Source organism: Leptospira levettii (assembly GCF_002812085.1).
GTDB classification, from domain to species: domain Bacteria; phylum Spirochaetota; class Leptospiria; order Leptospirales; family Leptospiraceae; genus Leptospira_A; species Leptospira_A levettii.
In genome coordinates this window covers 113981-136616 of the sequence record NZ_NPDM01000003.1, presented here as the reverse complement: position 1 = coordinate 136616, position 22636 = coordinate 113981, and the positions used below count along the sequence as shown (strand labels likewise).

Annotated in this window: 24 protein-coding genes; 15 read left to right on the top strand and 9 right to left on the bottom strand. The window is 39.0% G+C overall.

Annotated elements, in window-relative coordinates; genetic code table 11:
• Window positions 1–4: 4 nt before the first annotated feature.
• The 6 genes from CH354_RS11920 to CH354_RS11895 form a co-directional block, all read right to left on the bottom strand.
• Window positions 5–2029: a SpoIIE family protein phosphatase gene (locus CH354_RS11920; protein WP_100766501.1), complete on the bottom strand. Its 2025-nt coding sequence runs from the start codon at window positions 2027–2029 to the stop codon at window positions 5–7.
• 76 nt (window positions 2030–2105) lie between these two features.
• Window positions 2106–3386 (bottom strand): citrate/2-methylcitrate synthase, encoded by a 1281-nt coding sequence (locus CH354_RS11915; RefSeq protein ID WP_100716548.1) that lies wholly within the window; start codon window positions 3384–3386, stop codon window positions 2106–2108.
• Window positions 3387–3442: 56 nt separating this feature from the next.
• A complete protein-coding gene (locus CH354_RS11910; RefSeq protein WP_165780345.1) occupies window positions 3443–3793 on the bottom strand; it encodes an STAS domain-containing protein in 351 nt (116 codons plus the stop codon).
• Between the two features lie 42 nt (window positions 3794–3835).
• A complete protein-coding gene (locus CH354_RS11905; RefSeq protein WP_100766491.1) occupies window positions 3836–4057 on the bottom strand; it encodes a hypothetical protein in 222 nt (73 codons plus the stop codon).
• 50 nt (window positions 4058–4107) lie between these two features.
• A complete protein-coding gene (locus CH354_RS11900; protein WP_100716550.1) occupies window positions 4108–4512 on the bottom strand; it encodes a c-type cytochrome in 405 nt (134 codons plus the stop codon).
• 63 nt (window positions 4513–4575) lie between these two features.
• Window positions 4576–5490, bottom strand: a complete 915-nt coding sequence (locus tag CH354_RS11895; RefSeq protein WP_100727133.1) for a TIGR01777 family oxidoreductase — start codon at window positions 5488–5490, stop codon at window positions 4576–4578.
• A gap of 73 nt (window positions 5491–5563) precedes the next feature.
• Between CH354_RS11895 and CH354_RS11890 the strand changes: the two genes are divergently transcribed.
• From CH354_RS11890 to CH354_RS11860, 7 genes are read left to right on the top strand one after another with little or no spacing between them, the layout of a single operon-like run.
• Window positions 5564–6145, top strand: a complete 582-nt coding sequence (locus tag CH354_RS11890; protein ID WP_100716551.1) for a hypothetical protein — start codon at window positions 5564–5566, stop codon at window positions 6143–6145.
• Window positions 6142–7719: an AAA family ATPase gene (locus tag CH354_RS11885; protein WP_100727034.1), complete on the top strand. Its 1578-nt coding sequence runs from the start codon at window positions 6142–6144 to the stop codon at window positions 7717–7719. The genes CH354_RS11890 and CH354_RS11885 overlap by 4 nt, the downstream gene beginning before the upstream one ends.
• A complete protein-coding gene (locus tag CH354_RS11880) occupies window positions 7716–8654 on the top strand; it encodes a hypothetical protein (RefSeq protein WP_100727035.1) in 939 nt (312 codons plus the stop codon). The genes CH354_RS11885 and CH354_RS11880 overlap by 4 nt, the downstream gene beginning before the upstream one ends.
• Entirely contained in the window at window positions 8655–10301 is a 1647-nt protein-coding gene (locus CH354_RS11875) for a vWA domain-containing protein (protein ID WP_100727036.1), read from the top strand.
• Window positions 10276–10827: a hypothetical protein gene (locus CH354_RS11870; protein WP_100716555.1), complete on the top strand. Its 552-nt coding sequence runs from the start codon at window positions 10276–10278 to the stop codon at window positions 10825–10827. The genes CH354_RS11875 and CH354_RS11870 overlap by 26 nt, the downstream gene beginning before the upstream one ends.
• 4 nt (window positions 10828–10831) lie before the next feature.
• Window positions 10832–12241, top strand: a complete 1410-nt coding sequence (locus CH354_RS11865) for a phenylacetate--CoA ligase family protein (RefSeq protein WP_243396059.1) — start codon at window positions 10832–10834, stop codon at window positions 12239–12241.
• Window positions 12238–13266, top strand: coding sequence for an AAA family ATPase (locus CH354_RS11860; protein WP_100727038.1), 1029 nt, complete (start codon window positions 12238–12240; stop codon window positions 13264–13266). The genes CH354_RS11865 and CH354_RS11860 overlap by 4 nt, the downstream gene beginning before the upstream one ends.
• Here the strand turns inward: CH354_RS11860 and CH354_RS11855 are convergent.
• Genes CH354_RS11855 through lmtA form a run of 3 tightly spaced genes read right to left on the bottom strand, consistent with a single transcriptional unit; the run spans window position 13229 to window position 15135 of the window.
• Window positions 13229–14083, bottom strand: coding sequence for a hypothetical protein (locus CH354_RS11855; RefSeq protein ID WP_100727039.1), 855 nt, complete (start codon window positions 14081–14083; stop codon window positions 13229–13231). The two genes, CH354_RS11860 and CH354_RS11855, sit on opposite strands and share 38 nt — an antisense overlap.
• Before the next feature lie 29 nt (window positions 14084–14112).
• Window positions 14113–14367, bottom strand: a complete 255-nt coding sequence (locus CH354_RS11850; RefSeq protein WP_100716559.1) for a hypothetical protein — start codon at window positions 14365–14367, stop codon at window positions 14113–14115.
• A 6-nt stretch (window positions 14368–14373) separates the two neighbouring features.
• The gene (lmtA, locus tag CH354_RS11845; RefSeq protein WP_100727040.1) at window positions 14374–15135 is read right to left on the bottom strand and encodes a lipid A Kdo2 1-phosphate O-methyltransferase; all 762 of its coding nucleotides are present in this window, start codon (window positions 15133–15135) and stop codon (window positions 14374–14376) included.
• Between the two features lie 47 nt (window positions 15136–15182).
• Here lmtA and CH354_RS11840 point away from each other — a divergent pair, with 47 nt between their 5' ends.
• From CH354_RS11840 to CH354_RS11810, 8 genes are all read left to right on the top strand, one after another.
• Window positions 15183–16439, top strand: a complete 1257-nt coding sequence (locus CH354_RS11840) for a 1-acyl-sn-glycerol-3-phosphate acyltransferase (protein ID WP_100727041.1) — start codon at window positions 15183–15185, stop codon at window positions 16437–16439.
• Window positions 16439–17086, top strand: coding sequence for a hypothetical protein (locus tag CH354_RS11835; RefSeq protein WP_100716562.1), 648 nt, complete (start codon window positions 16439–16441; stop codon window positions 17084–17086). The genes CH354_RS11840 and CH354_RS11835 overlap by 1 nt, the downstream gene beginning before the upstream one ends.
• A gap of 31 nt (window positions 17087–17117) precedes the next feature.
• On the top strand, window positions 17118–17753 hold the full coding sequence (locus CH354_RS11830; protein ID WP_100727042.1) for a rubrerythrin: 636 nt from the start codon (window positions 17118–17120) through the stop codon (window positions 17751–17753).
• A gap of 83 nt (window positions 17754–17836) precedes the next feature.
• Window positions 17837–21067, top strand: coding sequence for a SpiroCoCo family coiled-coil protein (locus CH354_RS11825; RefSeq protein WP_100766490.1), 3231 nt, complete (start codon window positions 17837–17839; stop codon window positions 21065–21067).
• 11 nt (window positions 21068–21078) lie between these two features.
• Complete coding sequence (locus CH354_RS11820; protein WP_002978419.1) at window positions 21079–21282, top strand: hypothetical protein; 204 nt, start codon at window positions 21079–21081, stop codon at window positions 21280–21282.
• A gap of 3 nt (window positions 21283–21285) precedes the next feature.
• Window positions 21286–22041: a type I methionyl aminopeptidase gene (gene map / locus CH354_RS11815; RefSeq protein WP_100716565.1), complete on the top strand. Its 756-nt coding sequence runs from the start codon at window positions 21286–21288 to the stop codon at window positions 22039–22041.
• 58 nt (window positions 22042–22099) lie between these two features.
• Window positions 22100–22231, top strand: coding sequence for a hypothetical protein (locus CH354_RS18505; protein WP_265360421.1), 132 nt, complete (start codon window positions 22100–22102; stop codon window positions 22229–22231).
• 4 nt (window positions 22232–22235) lie between these two features.
• The gene (locus CH354_RS11810) at window positions 22236–22631 is read left to right on the top strand and encodes a response regulator (RefSeq protein ID WP_100716566.1); all 396 of its coding nucleotides are present in this window, start codon (window positions 22236–22238) and stop codon (window positions 22629–22631) included.
• The last annotated feature ends 5 nt before the right edge of the window (window positions 22632–22636 follow it).

Sequence of the window (22636 nt, the reverse complement as noted above, 5' to 3'; positions counted from 1 at the left end):
TTAGTTAGGTGATTTCAATGAAAATCAGAGTGGAATCATCTTTCCAACTCGATTTATTCATTTTTTGATACAACATTGTTTGAATGGACGAGATGACTTCCTGGAAAGGTAAGTCACTCGTACTTTGGATTACAGACAATAACTCATCCCAAGCTTCCATACCATCTGCTTCGTTTAATTCTTCAAACAAACCGTCGGTAAACAGAAAAATTCGATCCCCCGATTCCACTTTTGTTTCAAATATTCCGTATCGGTAGTGTTCCAAAATACCAATGATGGGGCCTGTATTTTCCAAAATTACAGGTTCTGATTTTTTTCTAAGAATGATTTGGTTTTGAACACCACCGCCCGCATAACGCAGGATACTCTGGTGGAAATCAAAATCCATAACAAGAGCGGGAAAATAAATTTGTAAATCAGCATTTTTATCATAAAAATGTTGGTTCATATAAAACAATAGATCGTTAGGACGCATCGCAACAGCAGAAACCCTTTCAAATTCTGATTGGATCATCATAGAATACAAAGCCGCTTGTAATCCATGTCCCGTTGCATCTCCCAAAAAAAATCGATAATAAAAATCTTGAATTCTTTTGACAAAGAAAATATCCCCACCTACATCTGCAGTGGGTTTGTACAAAATGTCCACTTTGATGTGTGGATCCATATCAGGAACTTTCGTAACACTTTGGATGATAGACTTTGCAAGTTTCATATCCTTTGTGATTTGGTCTAATTTACTTTGTAATTCGATTGTTTTGTCTTTAACTCTGGTTTCTAACCGTTCATTTAAAATGGTAATTTGGTTTTGTACTTTTTGTAGTGTTTGGTTTTTTTCTGATAATTCAATAGCAAGGTTTTCAGCGTCTACAAATCCCTTTGAAAAATTTCGAGCTATGTAAATCGATTGTACAAAAAACATCATAAAAATCCCAAAGTGGATTGTAAGCGGAGAATTAATGATGAGATTGTTTACGAGGATATCGTTTACAAAACTTGTCACAAAAACTAGAAAACTAAAAAGAAATATAACGGAACCTGGTAAAGAATCTCGTATCGCTCTTGTTAAAACCAAAACAGTATACAATGCTCCAAATAGAGTAAATATCTGAAAAGGCACCATTAAATAGGTGTAAAACGAAGAACGTGTTACAAGCACTATGAAACAAAATGCAAAACCTAAGTATTTAAGAAGTTCATATACCCTTCGTGAAAAATATGGTTTAAATAATAAATAAACATACTTTGCAAATATGGGTGTGATAAAGAAAAAACTTAAGTAACTGAGTTTTAAGTGAATTTCCCAAGGAAGGTTCGGATACAATTGTACAAGGTATTTGTTTCCAGTGATGAAAACACGCAATGCAACAAGGATACAAGTAAGAGCAAACCAATAGGTAAATGGATCTTTTTTGCGATTCCAATATAGAAAAATATGATACAACCCCATAAATAGGATGCTACCAACTAGCAACATATCTCTAAGGATTTCAAATTCATATTGTTTGTGAATGTCTGAGGTTCTACCCAATGTGATGACTTGAGCTGGGCCACCTTTCCTGTGATGGTAATTCGAAATTTGGATTAAAAAGGAAGTTTGGTTTTCTTTCGGTATAAAGTCGATAATTTGAGGTCTATATTCAGGTATGCCCGTTTGGTAAGATGTAGAAACAAATCCATTAGAAGATAATCGCTCCCCATCAACAAACAATGTATAAGCGGATTCCATCTCAGGTACCTTTATAGACAATGGAATTCCTTTTAGACCATGGACCAATTCCAAATGAAAAGTAGCATATCCATCTCCAGCTAAAAATCCTTTGTCAAGAAATGACTTTGTCCAAACTCCAGGTACTTTAAAATAATGGGGCTCTCGGATGGATTTAAGTTCTGGTAGTTCCGCAGGAGAAAATAATAGTCCTGGGTAATATTCCCACTCCCCTGTGAGTTGAATTGTTTTGTGAGGTTGCGATAAATAGGAATCAGCCGTTAGATGGCCTTTCCAAGCAGAAGGAGGTACTTCTATCATGGAACATGACAAAAGTACCAAACTCCAAAGGAAACAGATCCAACGGAGATAAAGTTTCACTTGGTCCCTGGTTTCCTTAGAGCCGGTTGGCGATTGGGATGTACTTTCTTTGGTTTTCGCCCACATAGATTTGTTTTGGACGAACTTTTGAGAAATCTCCTTTCATCCTTTGTTCTCTCCAGTGCGCTAGCCAACCTGGAAGCCTTCCAATCACTTGCATGACAGAAAACATATTTTTCGGAATTCCCAATGTATGGAACACCAATCCAGAATAGTATTCTAAATTAGGGTACAAAAGATTTTCCATAAAGTAAGAATCGTTCCAGACAACTTCATCAATTTGTAAAGCAATGTCTTCTACGGCACTGAGTTTGCGGTTTTTGTAAAATTCTTTGATGATCTCTCTTGCGACCTGTGCTCTTGGACTTACCACATCATATGCCTTTTGTCCAAATCCATTCGTACGGATGGTGAGTCCTCCACGTTTGAATCTTTCAAAATAATCTTTCACAGGAGTTTTTGTTTTGATGATGTCTTCAATGAGACCAATCGCAGCAGTAGGCCTTCCCCCTTCTCTTGCCCCCCATTGTGCCATAATCCCTGCAGAGATCGATGCAAAGAGATTCGCTTGTGTGGAACCTACTACTTGTACGGCGGTATTCGATACATTTTGTTCGTGGTCTGCATGTAGAATCCACATTTGGTTTAGGATACGATCAAATTCTTCAGGGACATTATAATTGTCTGCTGGGAGTTTGTGCATCATATACAAAAAGTTTGTGCAATATGGATTTTTATCGAGTGGGTATACAAATGGATGACCCACTGCGTGTTTGTAAGTAAAAGCAGCAATGGTACGAATTTTAGCAAGTAAACGAGCTATCAAATCCACACCCATATCTAATTTTTCTTCGTATTCTTCTAAGTAGTAACTCGATAAAGAAGTTACCATCACAGAAAGTACAGCAAGAGGGTTTGCTACACCAGGGAATCCATCAAACAGATTTAACATATCTTCATGGATCATAGAGTGTTTGGAGAGGCGACTTGAAAAGTCATTTAACTCTTGTTTTGTGGGAAGGTTTCCATAAATTAATAAAAATGAAGTTTCAACAAAAGTAGATTGGTATGCTAATTCTTTTAAGTCATAACCACGGTAAGTGAGTTCCCCTTTTTCGGGATCCCTTCTAGAAACCTTTGATAAACCAAGGGCAGTATTAAAAAGTCCAGGGTCTACAGTGACAAGCCCTGTTTTTCGGTAAAAGTCAGTAAGGTCGATACCTTCTTTTCCATCAGTTCCAGTGATCACTGGAAGTTTATATGTTTTGCCTTTGATGTGGATTTCCACTTCACTCATGAAAAGACCTCTCTCCCTCCTATCTTACCAAACGTAAGTTAGGAATCTAGAAGAATTTACACTTGGGCGAGTGCAGAATTGAGAGAATCGTGGATGAGAACAAAATCAGTTAAACCCACAATGTCCATCACCTTTCGGAAGTGGGTGTTAAGACCTGCGAATTCAATTTTACCTTGGTTCTCAGAAGATTTTGTGATGAGACTGATGAGAGTGGCGATGCCAGCTGAGTTGATGTACGAGGTTTCGGAAAAATTGAGGATCACTCGTGTGCGTTTGTCTTGTGGAATCGATTCGTAAGATTGCACAATTTCTTCTTCCGCTTCGGATGTGATTTCGCCAGAAATGTGGATCACAGGGAGGTTTCCACCATTCTCAAAACCCAATCGAATCTTAAACTCTTCCATCATTAGCCTCCAGGGAATTCCACTAAGAACGCGGGTCAACAAAAATTAGGATTTCGATTTTCTTTCTTCTTTTGTCAACCGACCGAAGGGTTGTTTGCATTTCCGGCAAACAAAGTAAACATCCGTTGGTGTAGCAGATATCCCGACAAGTCCCATGGCAATTAGTCCCCAAGTGGAATATTTTACAACCTTACGTGCGTTTTCATCTTCGCGAGTGGTTCCACAATCACAAGTGGGTAGGTCAGCTTTTTTAATGATTTGGCTCATATAGGAAGGATTTCGGTTCCGCCAAAAAAACGGAACCGAAATAAGGCAATTTAATTTTTAGAAAGGTGTTCTACGTATTTTGCAAGGATTTTGATGTTGTCATCACCCAAATGGCCATAAGCTACCATTGGAGATCCTTTGATTCCTTCTTTCAAAGTTTTAGTGATTCCTGCGATTGTGTTTCCATTTTTCCACTCAGAAGCAGGAGCTTTGTAGTTACGTGGTTTTGGATTGAGTGCAGCTGCAGCAGCTCCGTCACCAGCCCCTTTTTCACCGTGGCAAGAAGAACAGTTTTGGAGGTATAGTTCTTCCCCTTTCGCTAAATCAGGATCAGCACTGGCACTGGTTTCTTGCACTGCAGGTGCTTCTTCTTTTGGTTTGGAGTCGCCACAAGCCACCATCACAAATGCGAAGGAGACAGCGAGTAGAGAGACTAATACTTTTTTTGAGTTCATTTCTTACTCCGAGATAAGGATGGCTCCAGTCTCCTACCCTTCTCATCTTTTGAAAAGAAGAAATCAGTTTTTTTCTAAAAGATTTGAGAGTGCCTCATGTAAATTTTGAAACTGAAACTCATATCCCGATTGTAACAATCGTTCTGGCAGAACATACTGCCCTTTTGTCACGACGACACTGCCTTCTCCAAATAACGCTTGTATAGCGAAACTAGGTACCTTAAAAAGATTTGGGCGTTTTAATGTTTTTGCCAATTGTTTGGAAAACTCTGCATTACTTGTGGGATTTGGTGAAACTAAATTATAAGCTCCATTTGTTTGTTCATTTGTCATTAGGTGAATCGTTGCATTGATAAAATCGGAAATATGAATCCAACTCATCCCTTGGTTTCCGGAAGCAATCGCACCTCCCACTCCTAATAAAAATGGTGGGAGCATCTTTTCTAAGGCACCACCTTTTGGAGAAAGTACAATCCCTGTTCGGAGTAATACCGTTCGGATTCCATTCACTTTCAGAGGGTTTGTTTGGTTTTCCCATTCAACACAAAGTTTTGCTAAAAAATCATCGCCTGGTGGAGAGGATTCTGTGTAAGCTGGGTGTTCTGTCTCTGACATTCCATAATAACCTACTGCACTTGCATTCAAAAATACTTTGGGAGGTTGTTTTAGATCTAAGATACGAGCAACAAGCCCACGAGTAAATTCGATTCTTGAGGTACTAATTAACTGTTTTCTTTCCTCTGTCCACCTAACGCCCGCAATCGGCTCGCCAACTAAATTCATGATTGCATCGAGTCCTTCTAAATCTGAGGATTGAGGAAGAAGGCAGGTTACAAATTCGATCCCAGAGAAGGAGGAAAGAGATTTGGGTATGGTTTTTTGACGAGAAAAAACACGAAATTGATGGCCGTTTTGGATCGCGGTGGAGATAAATGATGTTCCAATTAAGCCCGTTCCACCTAAAATTCCTATTTTCATAAAGACTCCAACAGTTGGTGTAAATAAAAAAAGAAGTAGCCCATTTTCGCATTCAGTATCATTTTTTCTTTCTATGAGACCTGTAATCGTAATCCCAATTTTCTCTGCCATCGTATTTGTATTGTTTGGAAATTATTATTTAGTTTCCGGAACAAACAAAAAGATAGAAGGCTACAAAGAAAATCCACCATTTCGCATTGAGGATGCAACTGCTTCCAACGGTCTTTCGCTTTTATTAGACAAAAATCCTTCCACAGTTTGGAGAAAGATTCGAAACTCGCCACTCGATTTTGATTTTTTCTTAGAAATGAAACTTTCCCATGTTTGGGATGGAGAAGTGTTCCAACCAAGAACATTCCAATCCTTAGAAGTAAAAGCCTGCCCTGGCGAAACCATTCCTCCCTTCACATTACGTTTTTTACTACGAGAAAGTATCAATGTGGATAAAGAATTAAGAATGCCAAAAGATAAAACTGCATTTGTTTATCCTTTTCAAGAAAAAGGGATAAAACAAATTTCCATTCCTTTAGACAAACTTCCGAAGTTTCAAATAGAAAAAGACTACCCGAATCAAATTTTTATCCTAACTCCAGAATTCAAAATTGAATCACAAAATGGGTGTTTGGCAGAAGTAACTCTAAAGGAAAAACTATGACTTCTACTCCAAATAAACTTTCTGCATCCCCTACAATCCCACAAAACAAGGGTAAGGAGAAAAAATTCGACATCTCCGATATTCTTGAAGATGGCCCAATCCCGATGGATAAAGGGGATACACAAAATCTTGATTTGGATGAAAAATTAAGAAAGGCATATTTTTGGATCACCAATTTTGCCATCATCAATCCATTTTATGACATTGAATACAATGACACACCACCATTAAGATTTTCGATTGGTGATTCTAAATCCACAATCACTCTCCCAACTGCACAAAGTTATTCGAGTTTTGTTTTACTCCCTCTATTATCACTGATTGTAAAAGGAAAATGTTTGTTAGTTGGTGGTCCAGGGAGAGGGAAAACAGCATCTGCAATCCTTATGGGAGTTCTTGCTGGATACTCCATCAAAGAAATCAAACGAGCCATCCAACATGGCCAACCACAAATGACTATTACAGATTTACTCGGAAACCCACTTCCAAGTGATATGATGCAAGCCAAATCAATGGATGAAATCAAAATTGCTTGGAGGAAATGGCTTGGGATGCAAGTAAAAATTATAGATGAATACAATCGAATTCCCACAAGGACTCAATCTGCTCTTCTCACCATCATGGGAGACAACTATGCTGAAATTTATGACCAAATTTATGAATGCCCAGATGCAGCATGGTATTTAACTGCAAATGATGATGCAGGTGGTGGTACTTACCAAGTCATTGAAGCACTAAAAGATCGGATTGATGTGGTTGTAAAGGCCCCACACTTTAATACTCGTTTTATCAAAGAACTCATCCAAAGAGTCGAAGAAGGTTATAAACCCGAATCCCTCGTACCCAAAGAAATCATTTTTTCGGAGGAAGAAATGAAAAATATTGGGGAACAAATCAAACAGGTAAACTTCCCACCAGGTCTTCGCCGTCGCATGGAATTTTTTGCCTCACAATTTGAATTTATGGAATATGCAGGAGAACAATTGGAATACAAAACCAAGGACACTGCAAAATTGAGTGCCACTGATTTTAGCCGTTTGTCTTCTTTGGAAACAGGGAAAGATAAAATCAAGGACATCGGTTCTCAAACAAAAAACGGATTGAGTGTTCGAGCCATTTTCACTTGTATCAATTATGCAAAAGCACTCTCTTATTTTAGAGGACTTAGTGAAGTAACACTCGATGACCTAAGCCATGTATTACCCTTTGTTTTGCATGATAAATTGGTTCAAAATATAGACTCACCTTTTTTTGAAGAAGCTGACAACCAAATTTACCGCAGTGATCGCGTGAGTTGGATTCGAAAATTGTTTACATTATCACTCAGCGAATACGAACGACTAGGTTTGGATAAAAACGATAAAATCGCAAAACTTTCGGAAACATTCGAAATGGGATTGGAAGGTTTGTCAGTCAAAGAAACCAAACAAAGGCTTGTAGATATCGAAAAGGAAATTGAATCAATTTCCAAACAACGGAAGTTATACGGACATATGTTTGATGATTTGTTAAATTTAAAGTATTTACACCAAAGGTATACGAATTATCTAAAGTGGGCGGAATCTAATGTATGAGTCCTACTTCTTGGAAGGATATTTTAATAAAAGAAAAAGAAGTTTGTAACCAAATCATTTTTACCGCAAGGAAACTAAATCCACAATTCACAGAAGATGATGTATCCCATCATTTGGTTCTTTTTTTTGACTCACTGTATACCAATCTTACTTGGCAGTGGGAAGAAGGAGAGGTGGTATCTCTTTTTGAAACATTTGTTAGGTTACTTTCAAAACAGTTTTTACAACGACTTGGGAATTTTGTACCTTTATATTACCAAATCATCAGAGAATGCCATCCAAACTTAAAACAAAGTCCCAATAGATTCATTCCGTATCTTTCGAATGCCATCTCAAAAGTAGAGGATGGAAAAAAGGAATTATATTTAAAACGCGGCCTTTCACTCCTTCCAAAAATACAAACCTTGGAAGAATTCAAAATTGTTTTGGGTGTGTTATATTGGGCGAGTGGAAAACCAGAATACCGCGAAGTGGTTAAGTCTTTGTTCCCACTACTCGGAGATGATTTAAAAACAGAGTGTAAAAAAATACTCGGGATCGATGAAACTTCGATCCAATCTCCCTTTGTTCCCACTACTCAAAACCAAACTCCCAAAGGGAGTTTTCACTTTCGTTCCATACCTGGATACACTTTGTTTGGTGGTACTTTCACAACTGTTCCCAAACTTTATGGTAATCTTGGGAATGTATTGGTATCATCTGGGGAATCTTGGTACCAACTATTTGTGGATGAGTTTGGTACAAGTTTGTATTCAATTGAACCTCCCATGTCCCCTACCATCACAAGTTCACCAACATCGAATATTTGGAAACAAATCCTCACACAAAAATTAGATCCAAATTCAATCTCCTCTTCGATTGAAAAGGAATCTTATGCTCTTTACACGTTAAAACATTCGTATCAGTTATATTTATTTTATATGGGGAGAACCTAAGTGGATTTTGTCAAGGTTTGGGAATCAATATGGGAAGATGCTCTCAAACTTTGGAGTGATTATGTAAAACTATCACCTGCAAAATTTTTATTCACCGAACAAGATGAAAAAGCAGAAGGTCTCACTACTTCCTTTGCTGCCATTCGCTTAAAAGACCACAGAGTATTACTTTCCGTTAACCAAATCAAAACCTATCAACTCGAGGATTTTGCTTTGGAAATTTTAGGCCATGAAATCGGACACCATGTATATTGCCCAGGAGATTTGGCTGACCAAGCAAAACTTGTTTATATTTCAAACGTTGCTATGCCAAGGCTAAACCACCTAACACCAATGATAGTGAATATCTACGAAGATTTGTTTATCAACGACCATCTTAAAAGACAAAATCACTTAAGAATGGAGGAAGTGTACCAAAAGTTAGGAAAACAAAAGGATCCTTTTTGGAATTTTTACATGCGTACTTATGAGTTGTTGTGGGCACTTCCCACTGGTACTCTCACCGAGGGAACGTTAAGTGACCAAATCCAATCTGATGCTGCCTTAGTTTCTCGTATGATTCGCAATTTCCCCAATGATTGGGCAAAAGGTATGTTTGATTTTGCCAGTATTTGTTTTCCTTATTTTTTTGAAGGGGAAAAAGAATCCGAATCAAAACAGTTAAAATCTTTGTTAGACACACTTGATGCAGGAAAAGGGATGAGTCCACCTTCTGGATTGTCAGATGTAGAGATATCATCTGAATTGTTTCCTTTAGAAGGTGTCACAGGTTCCAAAAAGTCACTTACTCCTTCAGATTATTCAACCATTTGTAAGAGTATGGGCATTGATGCTGATATTTCAGAAATCACATATAGATATTATAAAGATAAAGCATTACCATACCTTGTTCCCTTTCCCGAACGGAGAACCCCAGGAGCAAAAGAAGAAATTTTGGAAGGAAATGATTTATGGGATCCAGGTTCTCCAATCGAAAAAATCAATTGGTTGGAATCCACGATCAAAAGTCCAATCATCATCCCTGGTTACACAACTGTGGAAGATGTTTATGGTGAAACGTCATCGAATGAAATAAAGATTAACCCAATCGACTTAGACTTGTTTGTTGATTGTTCTGGTTCAATGCCGAATCCACAACAAGATTTATCCTACTTAACTTTGGCTGGTGCTATTATAGCGCTGTCTGCTCTGAAAACAGGGAGTTCCGTGAGAGTTACACTTTGGTCAGGGGAAAGGGAATTTTTAACCACCGATGGATTCATTCAGAATGAAAAGGACATCTTAAAAGTACTGACTGGTTATTTTGGTGGAGGGACTTGTTTCCCTCTGGAACTCTTGGAAGACGAATACAAAGAAGCTCCCAAAAGAAAACGTCACATATTAGTGATATCTGATGATGGGATCGATACAATGTTCACGCAAAACTACCCAAGAGATCCAAGGTCCATCGTTAAGAATGCCCTCGAACAAGCACAAGGTGGAGGTTCTATGGTTTTACAACTCTACCAACCAAACCAAAATCCTGTGGTAAAAGAATTAGAACAAAGTGGATGGGACATTTATCCGATTCAAAATTGGACAGACCTAATTCAGTTTAGTAAAGATTTTGTAGAAAAAAATTATGTTAGAAATCAGACATTACATTAAACAAATACTCAATACTCCCTTTCACCAAGTGGACTTGTCCTCAGTATCGTTAGATGCTATATGGTTTGATGTATTTTTTTCTCGCACAAACCAAGGGAAGTTGTTCCCGTTTCCAAAATCATTTGATGCCATAACCAACCTCAATCTCAAGGCAATTCATATCATTTTGGCCAATGTATTGTATGATAAAGAATCGCAAATCCCTGAATTTGCGTTACAATCTTTTTACGAATACCTCTCAAACACCTTACCTAAATTATGTGAACTAGTTCCAGACTATAATTCTTGGACAACCGATGCTGAACGAGCAGAAGAACTCATCAGAAGTTTATTTGATGCGATTCAGATTCTGCCTGCAAATGAAACAAAGGAATACTTTACGGATCGGTATCGTTCCATCGATTCAAGAGAGAGAGTTCGAATTTTGGAGGAAACCAAAAAAGCCCAAGAAAGAGCCAAAGAAATCTTAAGGCAATTAAGGCAAAAAGAAGAGGAAGAAGCTGCCTCTAAGTACAACCGTGAATAAAGTTTTGGATTCAAAAAGAACACCACTTTTACGAGAGGAATGGAATCTCGAAATCCAAAAAATGTTCGAGTCACATTTTGCTCCCCAATGGAACGCAAACATCGGGGATCGAATTGGCGAAGAGGAATTTCAGTTTGTAAAGTGTTTCCAAAAAGATTTAGAGTTTGCGAAAGAACATTCTCTTTATCAAACAAAGGAATCGATATTATCCTTTATTGAAACCTACCAAAGTACATCTACATTTTTTAGAAATCAATTGGAAGGGATCCATTGGAAACAAAACTTTGAGTCCATTCCTTTTACAAGTCGTGATGACTTACAATCAAAAATCACAGACATCATCCCAAACGATACAAACTTAAATGAGATGGTGATCAATCCCACTTCTGGTACGACAGGAAAACCAATCCTTGCACCAAACCATCCAAAGGCGATTGGATGTTATGTGCCTCTTATCGAATACAGTGTAAAAAAGTATGGAGTAACTCCCGTCCATTCTCCAAAGTCCACCTTTGCGATTCAACTTTGTTACCAAGAAAATACAATTGTATATGCCACCTGCCATAGTTTGGCGGGAGGTGCCAAATTTGCAAAAATTAATATCCATCCCAATTCATGGAAAAATCCCTCTGATTTACAAAACTTTCTAATAGAATTTTCTCCACAAATTTTAACAGGTGACCCATATGCTTTTGAATCGACAATGAAAATGGGTATCAAATACAAACCAGAAGCCATTCATTCTACTGCTTTAGAATTAACACCTGCTTTACGAAAAAATCTTTCTGAATACTTCCAATGCCCCGTCATCAACTTTTATTCACTGAATGAAACCGGTCCCATTGCTTATTCTTGCCCTAAAAATCCAGAATGGATGCACCTTCTACCACATGATTTGTATGTAGAGGTGATCTCCAATGAAACATTTACTCCACTACCCACTGGCAATATAGGTGAGATTGTCCTTACAGGTGGAAGGAATCCTTACTTACCTCTCCTTAGGTATAGGACTGGTGACCAAGGAGAAATCCAATACGGAACTTGTGAATGTGGCGACCATTTCCCTCGTTTACGCCTGTTATCTGGTAGAAAACCTGTCTACTTCCAGAAACCAAACGGGGAAACAGTAAATCCAATTGATGTCGCAAGGATTCTTAGAAAAAATCCTTTCATTTACCAATTCCAAGTGGAACAAGTCACGGAAGTTAGATGGGAATGTAGGTTATCACTTTCTGACACAATCGAAATGAGTGAATCCAGTTTGGAAAAAGAAAAAACAAAAATCAAAGAGGAACTGGAATCCCTTTTTGGCGAAGGATCCCATGTTTGTATTAGCACCAATTTTCCGTTAGATGGAAAAAAACAAATAGTTTTTATCAATTCCTATCTTTCCCAAAAGGAATCAAAATCATGAATCATGGGCTCATCCTCGGTAAGTTTTATCCCCCACACAAAGGTCATTTGCATTTGGTTCAGGAAGCAAAAAAACACTGTGATGTACTGACAGTCCTTGTTTGTTCCCTGGAGAAGGAAATCATTCCCGGTGAACTTCGATTTGAATGGATGAAAGAACTCCTACCGAATCAAAACATAAATGTTATTTGGGTAAAGGATGAAAATCCACAGTTTCCAGAAGACCATGCTCATTTTTGGCAAATTTGGAAACGAACCATTGAGTCCCATTCCCCTTACCCGATCCATTCCCTCTTTACGTCTGAAAACTATGGAGACCCCCTAGCATCTGTTCTTGGGTGCAAACACTCTCCCATCGATATCGATAGAAACGTAATCCCTATTTCAGCAACAAAAATCCGTGAATCCCCACTGAAGTATTGGGAATACATTCCAGAACCGATCAGACCTTATTTTGTAAAAAAAATTGTACTCACGGGGAGTGAATCGGTGGGGAAAACGACACTTTCCAAAAAACTAGCAGAATGGTTCCAAACCAATTGGGTCCCTGAATTTGCAAGAGAGTATCTAGAGAAGAAACCAAGCCCAATGGAAGAATCTGATTTTTTACCTATCGCAAAAGGACATTTAGTATCAGAGGTGGAAACAACCAAATCCTCAAACGGACTCTTATTTTTAGATACGGATTTACTTACGACAAAAGTATATTTGGAACGGTATTACGGGTCAGAAATCCCTTGGCTCACCGAACGAGCGCTTGGTTTAAAATACGATGGTTCTCTTTTTTTAGACATCGACATCCCTTGGGAAAGGGACAAATTACGGGACTTAGGTGATGAAAGAGAGGAGATGAAAACAAAATTTTTAAATGCGATGGAAGAGGCAAAAAGAGATTATTTTTTGGTGAAAGGAAATTATTTAGAAAGAGAAAAACTCGCAATACATTATGTGAACCAAATCAAAGAGCAACCTATCAATCCCTTTTCATTCACAAAAGAGCAGATCCTTTTACGTAAGATTGAATGATCTCAGTAGGTAAAATACCACCAGACATTAGGTGTTTCATTTCGTACAGTGTGGTACCTTGGGATTGATTATCCACGTTTTTTGGTCCTATATGAGCTTTCGTATGTTCACCAATGACAAGCCGTACTTCCAAACTAAATCGAGAACACCCTTGTGTATTATCATTTGTTCCGTGTAAGTGGTGTGATGCGAAGATAAAATAATCTCCAAAATCACCATATACAGAAAGTGGGTTTGGATCTTTTACTTCCAGTGAAGGTTTTGGAAAAACTTTTTCGCTAATACGCGGGTGAGTCATACTCGTTTGGAAACCACCCGTTTTTTTCCAGTGTTCATACTCAAACAAAGACGAATTATTTTGAATGGGTTTTCCAAAATAAGATGGATATAAGGAAAATCCGGAACCTAACTCCACTTTTGTGATTGGTATCCAAAGGTTAATTTGGTTTTGGGGATTAGCATACCATGGGTCACGGTGGATGTACTGAACAGACTTTGCACCTTCTAAGGTATGAAATCCATTGGGAACACAACGGAGTCGAAATAAATCCACATAAACATCATTTGTATCCACTTTCCATTCTTCTAAAATGGGGAACAAAAACCCTTTGATTGAAACATTCTCGTAAATCCTGGAACGTATTTTTGCCATAGAAGATTGTAATTCAGGATATGAAATTTCTGAACTGACTAAGGTTGGAATACCATTTGAAAATTCTTCTTTGATGTAGTTGTGAATGGGGTTTAAAAAAGATTTTGATTCGTTAGATAGGGAACCCTGATAGGTATTACCTTCATAAAGGGATAAAATGTCCATGTCTTAACTTTGTGACTGTTTTACCACCATCAAACTTTAGTTTGTTTTTTGATTTCTTCTTTTAGTTCGATGATACTCATGTAGAGATTTGCAAATGTGGTGAGTTGGTTCATCGCATCTTGTAAACCAGCTTTGAAAAGTAAGCCGTTGTCCATATGTTCCCGAAAGATGGTCAGTGGATTTTCAGCTTCCATACTTTCTACTGTTTTTTGGTAGGATTCCAAAAGTTCCTTTTTGTCTTCTAAAGACTCAGGAACTTTCCATCCATTGGACAAACGGCTCATTAAAATCTAACGTCCTTCGACTTCTAAAAGTTTGGTGGTCTTTACGATGAGACGTGTAACAACATAAAACACAAGTCCAAACCCAAAAAACCAAGTGTGAAATGGTTTCCAGATTCCAACCATGTCAACTGCTCGTAAGTTTGGTTCTTGGAAATAAATCTGGATTAGGTCAAACACTGTAAATACAACGATGATTCCAAACAAACTTGGGTATTCTCGTTTCCAAATATTACGAAATGAAAAATCCAAATTCGGTTTTACATAACCCGACAAACGAGGGATAAATGCGGGAGTTTTGTCTGCCCATTTTAAATAAGCATCTTTGAATTTACCACGAAGGAAATATTCTTCAGCAAAGATAATCCTTTCGTAATATAGGTAAAAGAACATGATGTAAACCAATGCAAACGCAAAGTCCCGTAAGATAAGCACAGGCCCCAAATACAGTAAAAAGTTTCCCACATAAAGGGGATGTCTCACAAGAGAGTAAATCCCTGATTGGTTGACGACATCTGCAACTTGTTGTTTTGTATTTCGACCAGATGTATTTTTGGGAGTGTAACCAATGGTAAAACATCTTACGAAAAGACCTGCTAAACTAACTACAAATGCAGCAGTTAACCAATACAAATTGGACATATAATTCCCTTGGAAATAAGGAACATACGGTAGATACAGTAAGGAAAGGAACAAAATGACTCCTGGAATGTAGGAGCGCCATCGGAAGAGAAAATTGCCTTGTTGGTTGAGTTCTTCTATAAGTGCCATGTTAAATCGTACTTGCTTCCTTTGATTAAGCTGTCAGCATTCGTCCTATGTCAATCAAATCCTTCATTCCTGCAAAGTTCAATCTCCCTGCTCTTTGGTTTACCGATCTGACACTACCTCTACTGAACAAATTGGTTCACAATATCGATTCGATTGAAATCTCTGAAAATGACATAAAAACTTTAAAATCCTTACAAAAGGAACGTTTGGTTTACATTTCCAACCACCCCACAACCAAAGAACCAGGTGTGGCCTTCCATGTTGCAAACATTATGGGTTCTCGTTTTCATTATATGGCAGCAAGGGAGGTATTCGAATGGGGGTATGGGTTTGTTGGTGATTTTATACAGTCAATTGGAGCCTACTCCGTGTTAGCTGGTGCACCTGACCGTGAATCCTTAAAAGCTTCAAGATCCATCCTCGCAAACAATGCAGGCAAATTGGCACTTTTCCCCGAGGGGGAACCTACCAGTGGAATGAATGATACCTTACTCCCCTTCCAACCAGGAGTGGCACAACTCGGGATTTGGGGTTTAGAAGACGCACTGAGAAACGATCCAAATGCTACTATCTGGGTCCTTCCTACTTTCATCAAATATAGGATGACGAGTTCGATCCAAACCATGCAACGAGACATCGACCAAAGTTTGACAAGAATGGAAGAAAAACTCGGAATTTCCAAATCGGGAAAAGACATTGTCCATCGTTTTTTATCAGTGGGAAAACGAATGATGGAACGGGAAGAAAAAGAATATGGTGTCCCGGTAGAGGAAAGTAAGGTCGATGATTTTGATTACCGATTGGGTCGGATGAGACATGCTATGTTAGATAATATCGCAAGAAAAGCAAACATCCCAAAATGGGACGGAGATGCCAATGCGATCGAAAAACTTAGAAAGATACTAAGTGTACTCGAAATGGTATCTGTAGGGATGCCTGACCCCAATGGAGAACTCCCTAGTTTGGAAATGGCAAGGTGGGCAAGAAATGCCGCCACAAAAGCTTATGATTTTATCTCCATACAAACTTCTTATATCAAAGAATTACCGAGCCCAGAACGTTTGTATGAATTTTTATACCGTTATGAAAATGAAATTTTGGGTGAAACCAAATCCAGACCTCACAAAGCAGTCGTTAGGCTAGGAAAACCATTTAAGATCAATGACTATCTTGGTTCTTATAAGGAAGACAAAAAGAAAACGATAGACACGATTACGGAACGTCTAAGAGATGAGTTACAATCTATGTTAGTAGATGAAAAGTCCAAATCAAATCCACTTTTCCCGAGTCAGTATATTTTTTAATGGAACGAATGTTGCCATCTCAAATTGAGGACTGGTTAAAAACACCTGGTCCTTTGGAATTTTCGGCATTCGGTGCTTCCAAAAATTTAGATGAAAATTTAGTGCAAATACTTGATTCATTAACGAATCAATACAAAATAGAAAACCTATCTGCTATACTTTTTACCATTGTCAAAGATTTGATCCTCAATGGATTCAAAGCTAATTTTAAACGATTATTTTTCCAAGAGAACCTGCTTGATATCCAATCTCCCGCCGACTACGAATTAGGTGTTCGGATGTATAAAAGCCTAATCCTTTCCGGAAGAGGGAATAGTTTTGAGCCTCTCGCTCGCGAAAAAAATCTATATGTCCATGTCAAAATCGAACATAACGACACCCAAATTAAATTTGATATCCGCAACAATTCAATGTTAGTGCGCGGGGAAATGCAAAAAATCAGGAACTCCCTTCTGCATGCACAAAACTACAACGACATTATGGAATACTATATCGAAAGGGGTGATAATTCCGAAGGGGAAGGAATTGGGATTGCTCTTTGTATCATCCTACTCAAAGGGGAGGGACTTCCCACTGACCAGTTCCGCATCTACCATGAAGACGGCGAAACCATCGCCCAACTCACGATTCCTCTCAAGAAAGGCTAGCAGAGAATCCCTGGTTTTCCAACTTGGATGTATGGGCCAAGTGACAGAGACAAAAAACGATTCGATCCCACATGTTTTACAAGCCATCATCCAGAATGAAACAAACCATGCTCTTTGGCTAAACACACTTTCCCTTCTCGAACACATTGGATCCCGCAAAATCCTACTCACACAATCGAGTGAAGATACCTCTGAAATGATTCTACGCCATGCCACAGAAGAAGCAAGGCATGCCCTTTTTTTCAAAAAAGCGGCAAGGACCATCCAACCTGAGTTTCGGTCTGGGTACCAAAACTCCTCTTTGGTTCGAGGGACGGCCGCAAGAATTTATTTCGCAAAACTAGACACCCTTGTCCGTAGGAATCTTAGGAAAGTTTTCCTAGAGGAAAAAACCTTCACCTACCTTGCCTACTTGTACACCACAACCGTGATTGAAAAAAGAGCCATGGTCATCTACACAGCGTACGATGAAATTTTGAACCAGAATGGTTCTCCCATCCGCCTAACCAACCTCATCCTAGAAGAAGAAGGCCATTTGTCCGAAATGAGTGCGGAAATGTACCGTTTGGACCCAAATGCTTCCGAAAGGCTTGCGCAATTGGAAGCAGAAGAAGCGAAAATTTTCGCCCGTTTTTGGCGCCAAATCAGCGAATTCTCCCTAAATTAAAAAAGGCTTGCGAAAAAAATCCGAGACTGGTTTCCTTCAACCATCTTCATGCGACATAATACTATTATTGGATCTTTGAGAAAATGGGATTAGAAGTCTTTTTATTGCCTTTTTTGGCGAGTGTAGCCGTGACCATCGGACTCCGTCGTTTGGACAAATCCAATACCAAACTGTCCCAATTAAAGAGGTATGCCTCCAAACTCACAGAAGAAATGCAAGGTGTTGCCTTACAAAAAATCCAAATGGTTAAAGATGCCGGGATCGATTTGGACATCCTTGTCAAACAATCACGAAAAGTCGCAGAAGACATCCAATCTTTAAGTGCCGAATCAAGAGACCTCTTCGAAAAAATCAGAGCCAGTAAAGATTACCTCTCTTCTCTTTCGGGAGAGATGGAACAAATCCAAGATTTGAGTAACCAAGTCCGCCGTGAAAAACAGTACATGGAAGAAGGACTCTCCCAAATCAATACCCACAAACGTGAGTTACGTGAAGTATCAGAAGACATGGAAGCACTTCATAATGAATCCATTTCAATGCTCGATACCTTCCAAAACAAATTGAACTTACGAAGTGATGAAATTTTACAATCCGTCGCACAAAAGATGGTGGAACTCGAAAGCCTACTCGAAACCAAATCAGATTTCTTAGACAATTCCCTTTCTAAAATTGCAGAGACCGCTAGAGAAAAATTATTAACCCATGCCGATGTCATGGTGAATGAAACTGCGGGCCGTCTTGATCATGCACGGAAAGAAATGGATTTACTGCTCGAATCCATGAAGTATGCGCAAGGTGATTTAGATGTACGGCTTACAAAGTTTGAAGATACATCTTCTCTTCTCTCCGACAAAGTTGATAAGTTTGATGAAAGACTAGAAGAAAAATACCAAAGGGCAACATCGAAAGTCGAAGAAAAGGTATCACTCCTCGAGAAAAAAATCCAAGAACGTTTTGAATCCATCGTAGACCAAGTAAGTAATACCAAAGATTCCTTTATGAAGGGTCTAAGCCAAGAAACGGATGCGATCAAACGTGAGATTGAAGATCTTTCTCTCGAAACACTTTCCAAACGAGATGACATCATCAATGAAACAAGAAGACAAGCGGATGGTATTAACCAAACCATCATCCAATTCCAAGAAAAATACTTAGAAGCAGAGAATAAACTCCTCCGCCAAGCAGACATCCGCAAACAAGAACTTATCCGCGAGATCGAAGCCTTCTCCGAAGAATTCCATAGAATTTCAGAAGAACTGAGAGAAGAAGCAAACACTCTTAAAAAAAGCGCATTACAAGAGTTAAAAGAATTTGATCGCGAACTCGAAACCGTTCGTTCCGGCCAAGAGATGGTGATTAAAACCTCTCTTTTTGATTTGAAAAAAGAATTAGAAGAAAGAATGCATTCTGATTTCAAAATCCAAAAACATGAAATGGAATCAGACTTAAGCTCCATCCAATCACAAGTGAGAGAACTGAATGAAACCATCACAACTCAAACCAAAGATGTAGATGAATATGTAGAAGAATTGAAGTCAGCACTCCGCGAATCCGCTCACGAAATCTTAGAAACAGCAGAAGAAAAAGCAAAAGAATCCGAAGAGATTGTCACAGAAAAGATACGTATCGCCAATGCGAATTTAGAACAATTTGTAAGCAAATGGGAAGAAGAACTCGGTAAGATCCGCGAAGACCAGAATTATAGTATCGAAAAACTCCAGGATCGCTTAAAAGAAATCCATGTGGAAGGTGCAGATTTACTTGGTGAATTCCAAAACCAATTCCAAAAAGCAAAAGCCAATTTGGAAACTGTGGCGGAAACTAAAACCAAAGAAAGTATCTCTAGGTTGGAAGACGAGGCGAAACTTGCCCGTAGTGAAGTGGAACGAATCCTCAAACATTTAGAAGAGTCAGGTGAATCCTTTTTCAATTTACAAGAAGAGAAGATGGATCGATTGAACGAAACCATCGATTCCAAAATCTCGCACCAACTCACAAAACTTCTCGACAAAGGGAATGTACAACTTGGCCAACTAGAAGAAAAAATTTCGAGCCACCTAAGTACCGTTCGTCGCAATTTAGAAGAAAGTATCAAACGTTCCAAAGACGAATCAAAAAAACAAATTGAGACCTACCAAAGAGATTACGAAAAATCCTTCAAAGAAATTGCGAAAGAAAGCCAAGATTTCTTAAAAGACAGCCTTAACCGTTTCCATGATCTCAAATTTGAAATCCAAAATGGTTTAGAATCTCTAAACGAAACAAAAGAAGAAACTTTGTCTGGTTTCCAAAACGAACTGGAATCTCTCAAAGAAGAAATCTTAACACTTTCGAGTGAACTCGAGACAGTCAAAGAACACTCTGATTTATTTGCGTCCGCCAAACAAATTGCAGACGAATCGAACAAAGCTGTGGAAGAAATTTCAGAAGCTTTACGTTCATTGGAAAAAGGAAAACCAGATTTGGAACTTGTCCAATCGGCAATCTCTGAATTTAGTGAAATGAGATCTCAAATTGCAAACGAACTGGAATCTCTAAAAGAAGCACAGTTCCAAACAGAAGACATCGACAAACAAATCCAAATCCTTGCTTCCAACTTAGTCCATGTATCCGAAACCATGGAAGGATTTGAACAGAGCCTAACAGAAATTACATCCATAGAATCTCGTGTGTCGAATCTTACTAAAGAACAAATCAAAATCGAATCCTTTTTATCCTCACTCCAAGAGTCGCAAGATTCTGTTTTCCATTTGGTGGAAAACCTGGAAGGACAAAAACACAATGCACGGGAGTTGCAAGCTCGCCTCGACATCCTCGACCGCGAAATCGATGTGGTAGAGGCGAGAGAAAAAGAACTCACCGAAACCATCCGCCAAGCGGAAAACCGCACGTCCTTCCTTGTGGAACGAGAAGCACAAATTGATTCCGTGGAACGTAAGTTTGACAAAATCGAAGAACTGCTAGGTGACCTTTCCGACCGCCACCGCCAAATCCTCACCCTGCAAAAACGATTGGAAGACCTCAAAGAATCCACAAAGGACACCAAGGACGATTTGGAATCTCTCCTCGGGGAGGCAGACGAAACTTTCGAAAAACTCTCCCAATTTTTGGACATTGTCCAAGGAGCGATGCAAAATCCTTCCGCTTCCCCCAAAATGGACCGCAAAAATTCGGGAAATCCCTTGGTCGAGCGAAAAAGAGCGACCATCCAGAGCCTGCACGACAACTACCAGTGGTCTTCCGAGGCAATTAGTGAAAAATTAAATATTGAAAAATCCCTCGTGGATACCATCCTCGGAGTTAGAAAGAAATAACCGAGGTATCCATGTCCGAAGAACAAACAGAAACAACGTCGAAAGAATCCCTTATTGTCACTTCTAAAGTGAAAGCTTACATCAAAAGTAAGGGTTTTATGACTTCCGGGGATGCCATTGACGGTATCAACGAAGAAATTTACCGTCTCATCGACAAAGCTCTTGAAAGAACTTCTGCCAACAAAAGAACAACGGTTCGGTCGACTGATTTCTAATCCGTGATTTATATCAAAAACAAATCAGAAATTGAAAAGATGAGGAAGGCGGGTAAATTTGCCGCCGAACTCCTCGTGTATTTGGAACCCTTTGTGAAATCGGGAGTCTCCACTTTGGAACTCAACGATATCGCAGAAACCTATACCAAAAAGAACGGACACCGTTCTGCCCCACTCGGTTACAAAGGATTCCCTAAATCCATTTGTACTTCCATCAACCAGGTGGTCTGCCATGGGATTCCCAAAAAGGAAGATGTTTTACAAGACGGTGACATTGTGAATTTAGATGTTTCTCCCATCGTGGATGGTTACATCGGAGACACTTCCAAAACCTTTATCGTGGGTGGAAAAACCACTCCCGAAGCAGAAAAACTGGTAGCTGACACCGAAAAAGCCATGTGGATTGGAATCGAACAAATCAAACCAGGGAACCGCATTGATGATATCGGGAACGCCATTGATGATTTTTTAACCCCAATGGGGTATGGAATCGTTCGTGATCTGATGGGCCATGGAGTCGGACGAAATTTCCATGAAGAACCGCAAGTGCCCCACTTTCGTTCCCCCCGAAAATTAGCCAAAATGGAAACGGGAATGATTTTTACCGTGGAACCGATGGTCAATTTGGGAACTTGGGAAGTGAATTTTGATCGTTCTGACAAATGGACGGTCCGCACCAAAGACGGGAAATTATCGGCGCAGTTCGAACATACCATCCTTGTCACAGACAAAGGGTATGAAATTCTAACAAAAGTTTGAAGAAAAGGTTCTTGCTTTCCCAAACTAATCGTCGTCTAATCAAAATAGAGGTAGTTATATGAAGTTAACAGTTGGTTTACTCAGCATTCTATTATTCGCAACATCCGCATTTGCCATTTGCCCAGGAAAAGAAAAACGTTCCTGCCCTGGTCATGACAAATTGGTTGAGTGCCCACACGACGGAAAATAATCCAATGGGCCGTGCCATCCTCTTCGTCGATGACGAACAAATCATTTTGATGAGTTTGAAATCTCAGCTGAAAAAACATTTTGGGAACGAGTATCGTTATGAGACAGCCCAAAATACAGAAGAGGCATGGTCAATCATTGAAGAATTAGCAGAAGAAGGGATCAACATCCTCATCATCATTTCCGATTGGCTTATGCCCAACCAACGTGGTGATGAGTTCTTACGAGAAGTACATAAAACCTACCCTAAAATCAAAAAAATAATTATTTCCGGACATATTGATGAACATTCCCTCAACCAATTAAAAGGGGAAGTGGACCTTCATAGTTTCTTAAACAAACCTTGGTCGGAATCGGATTTAATCAAAAAAGTAGAAGACGCAATAACGAAGATTGCCTAGGTTTT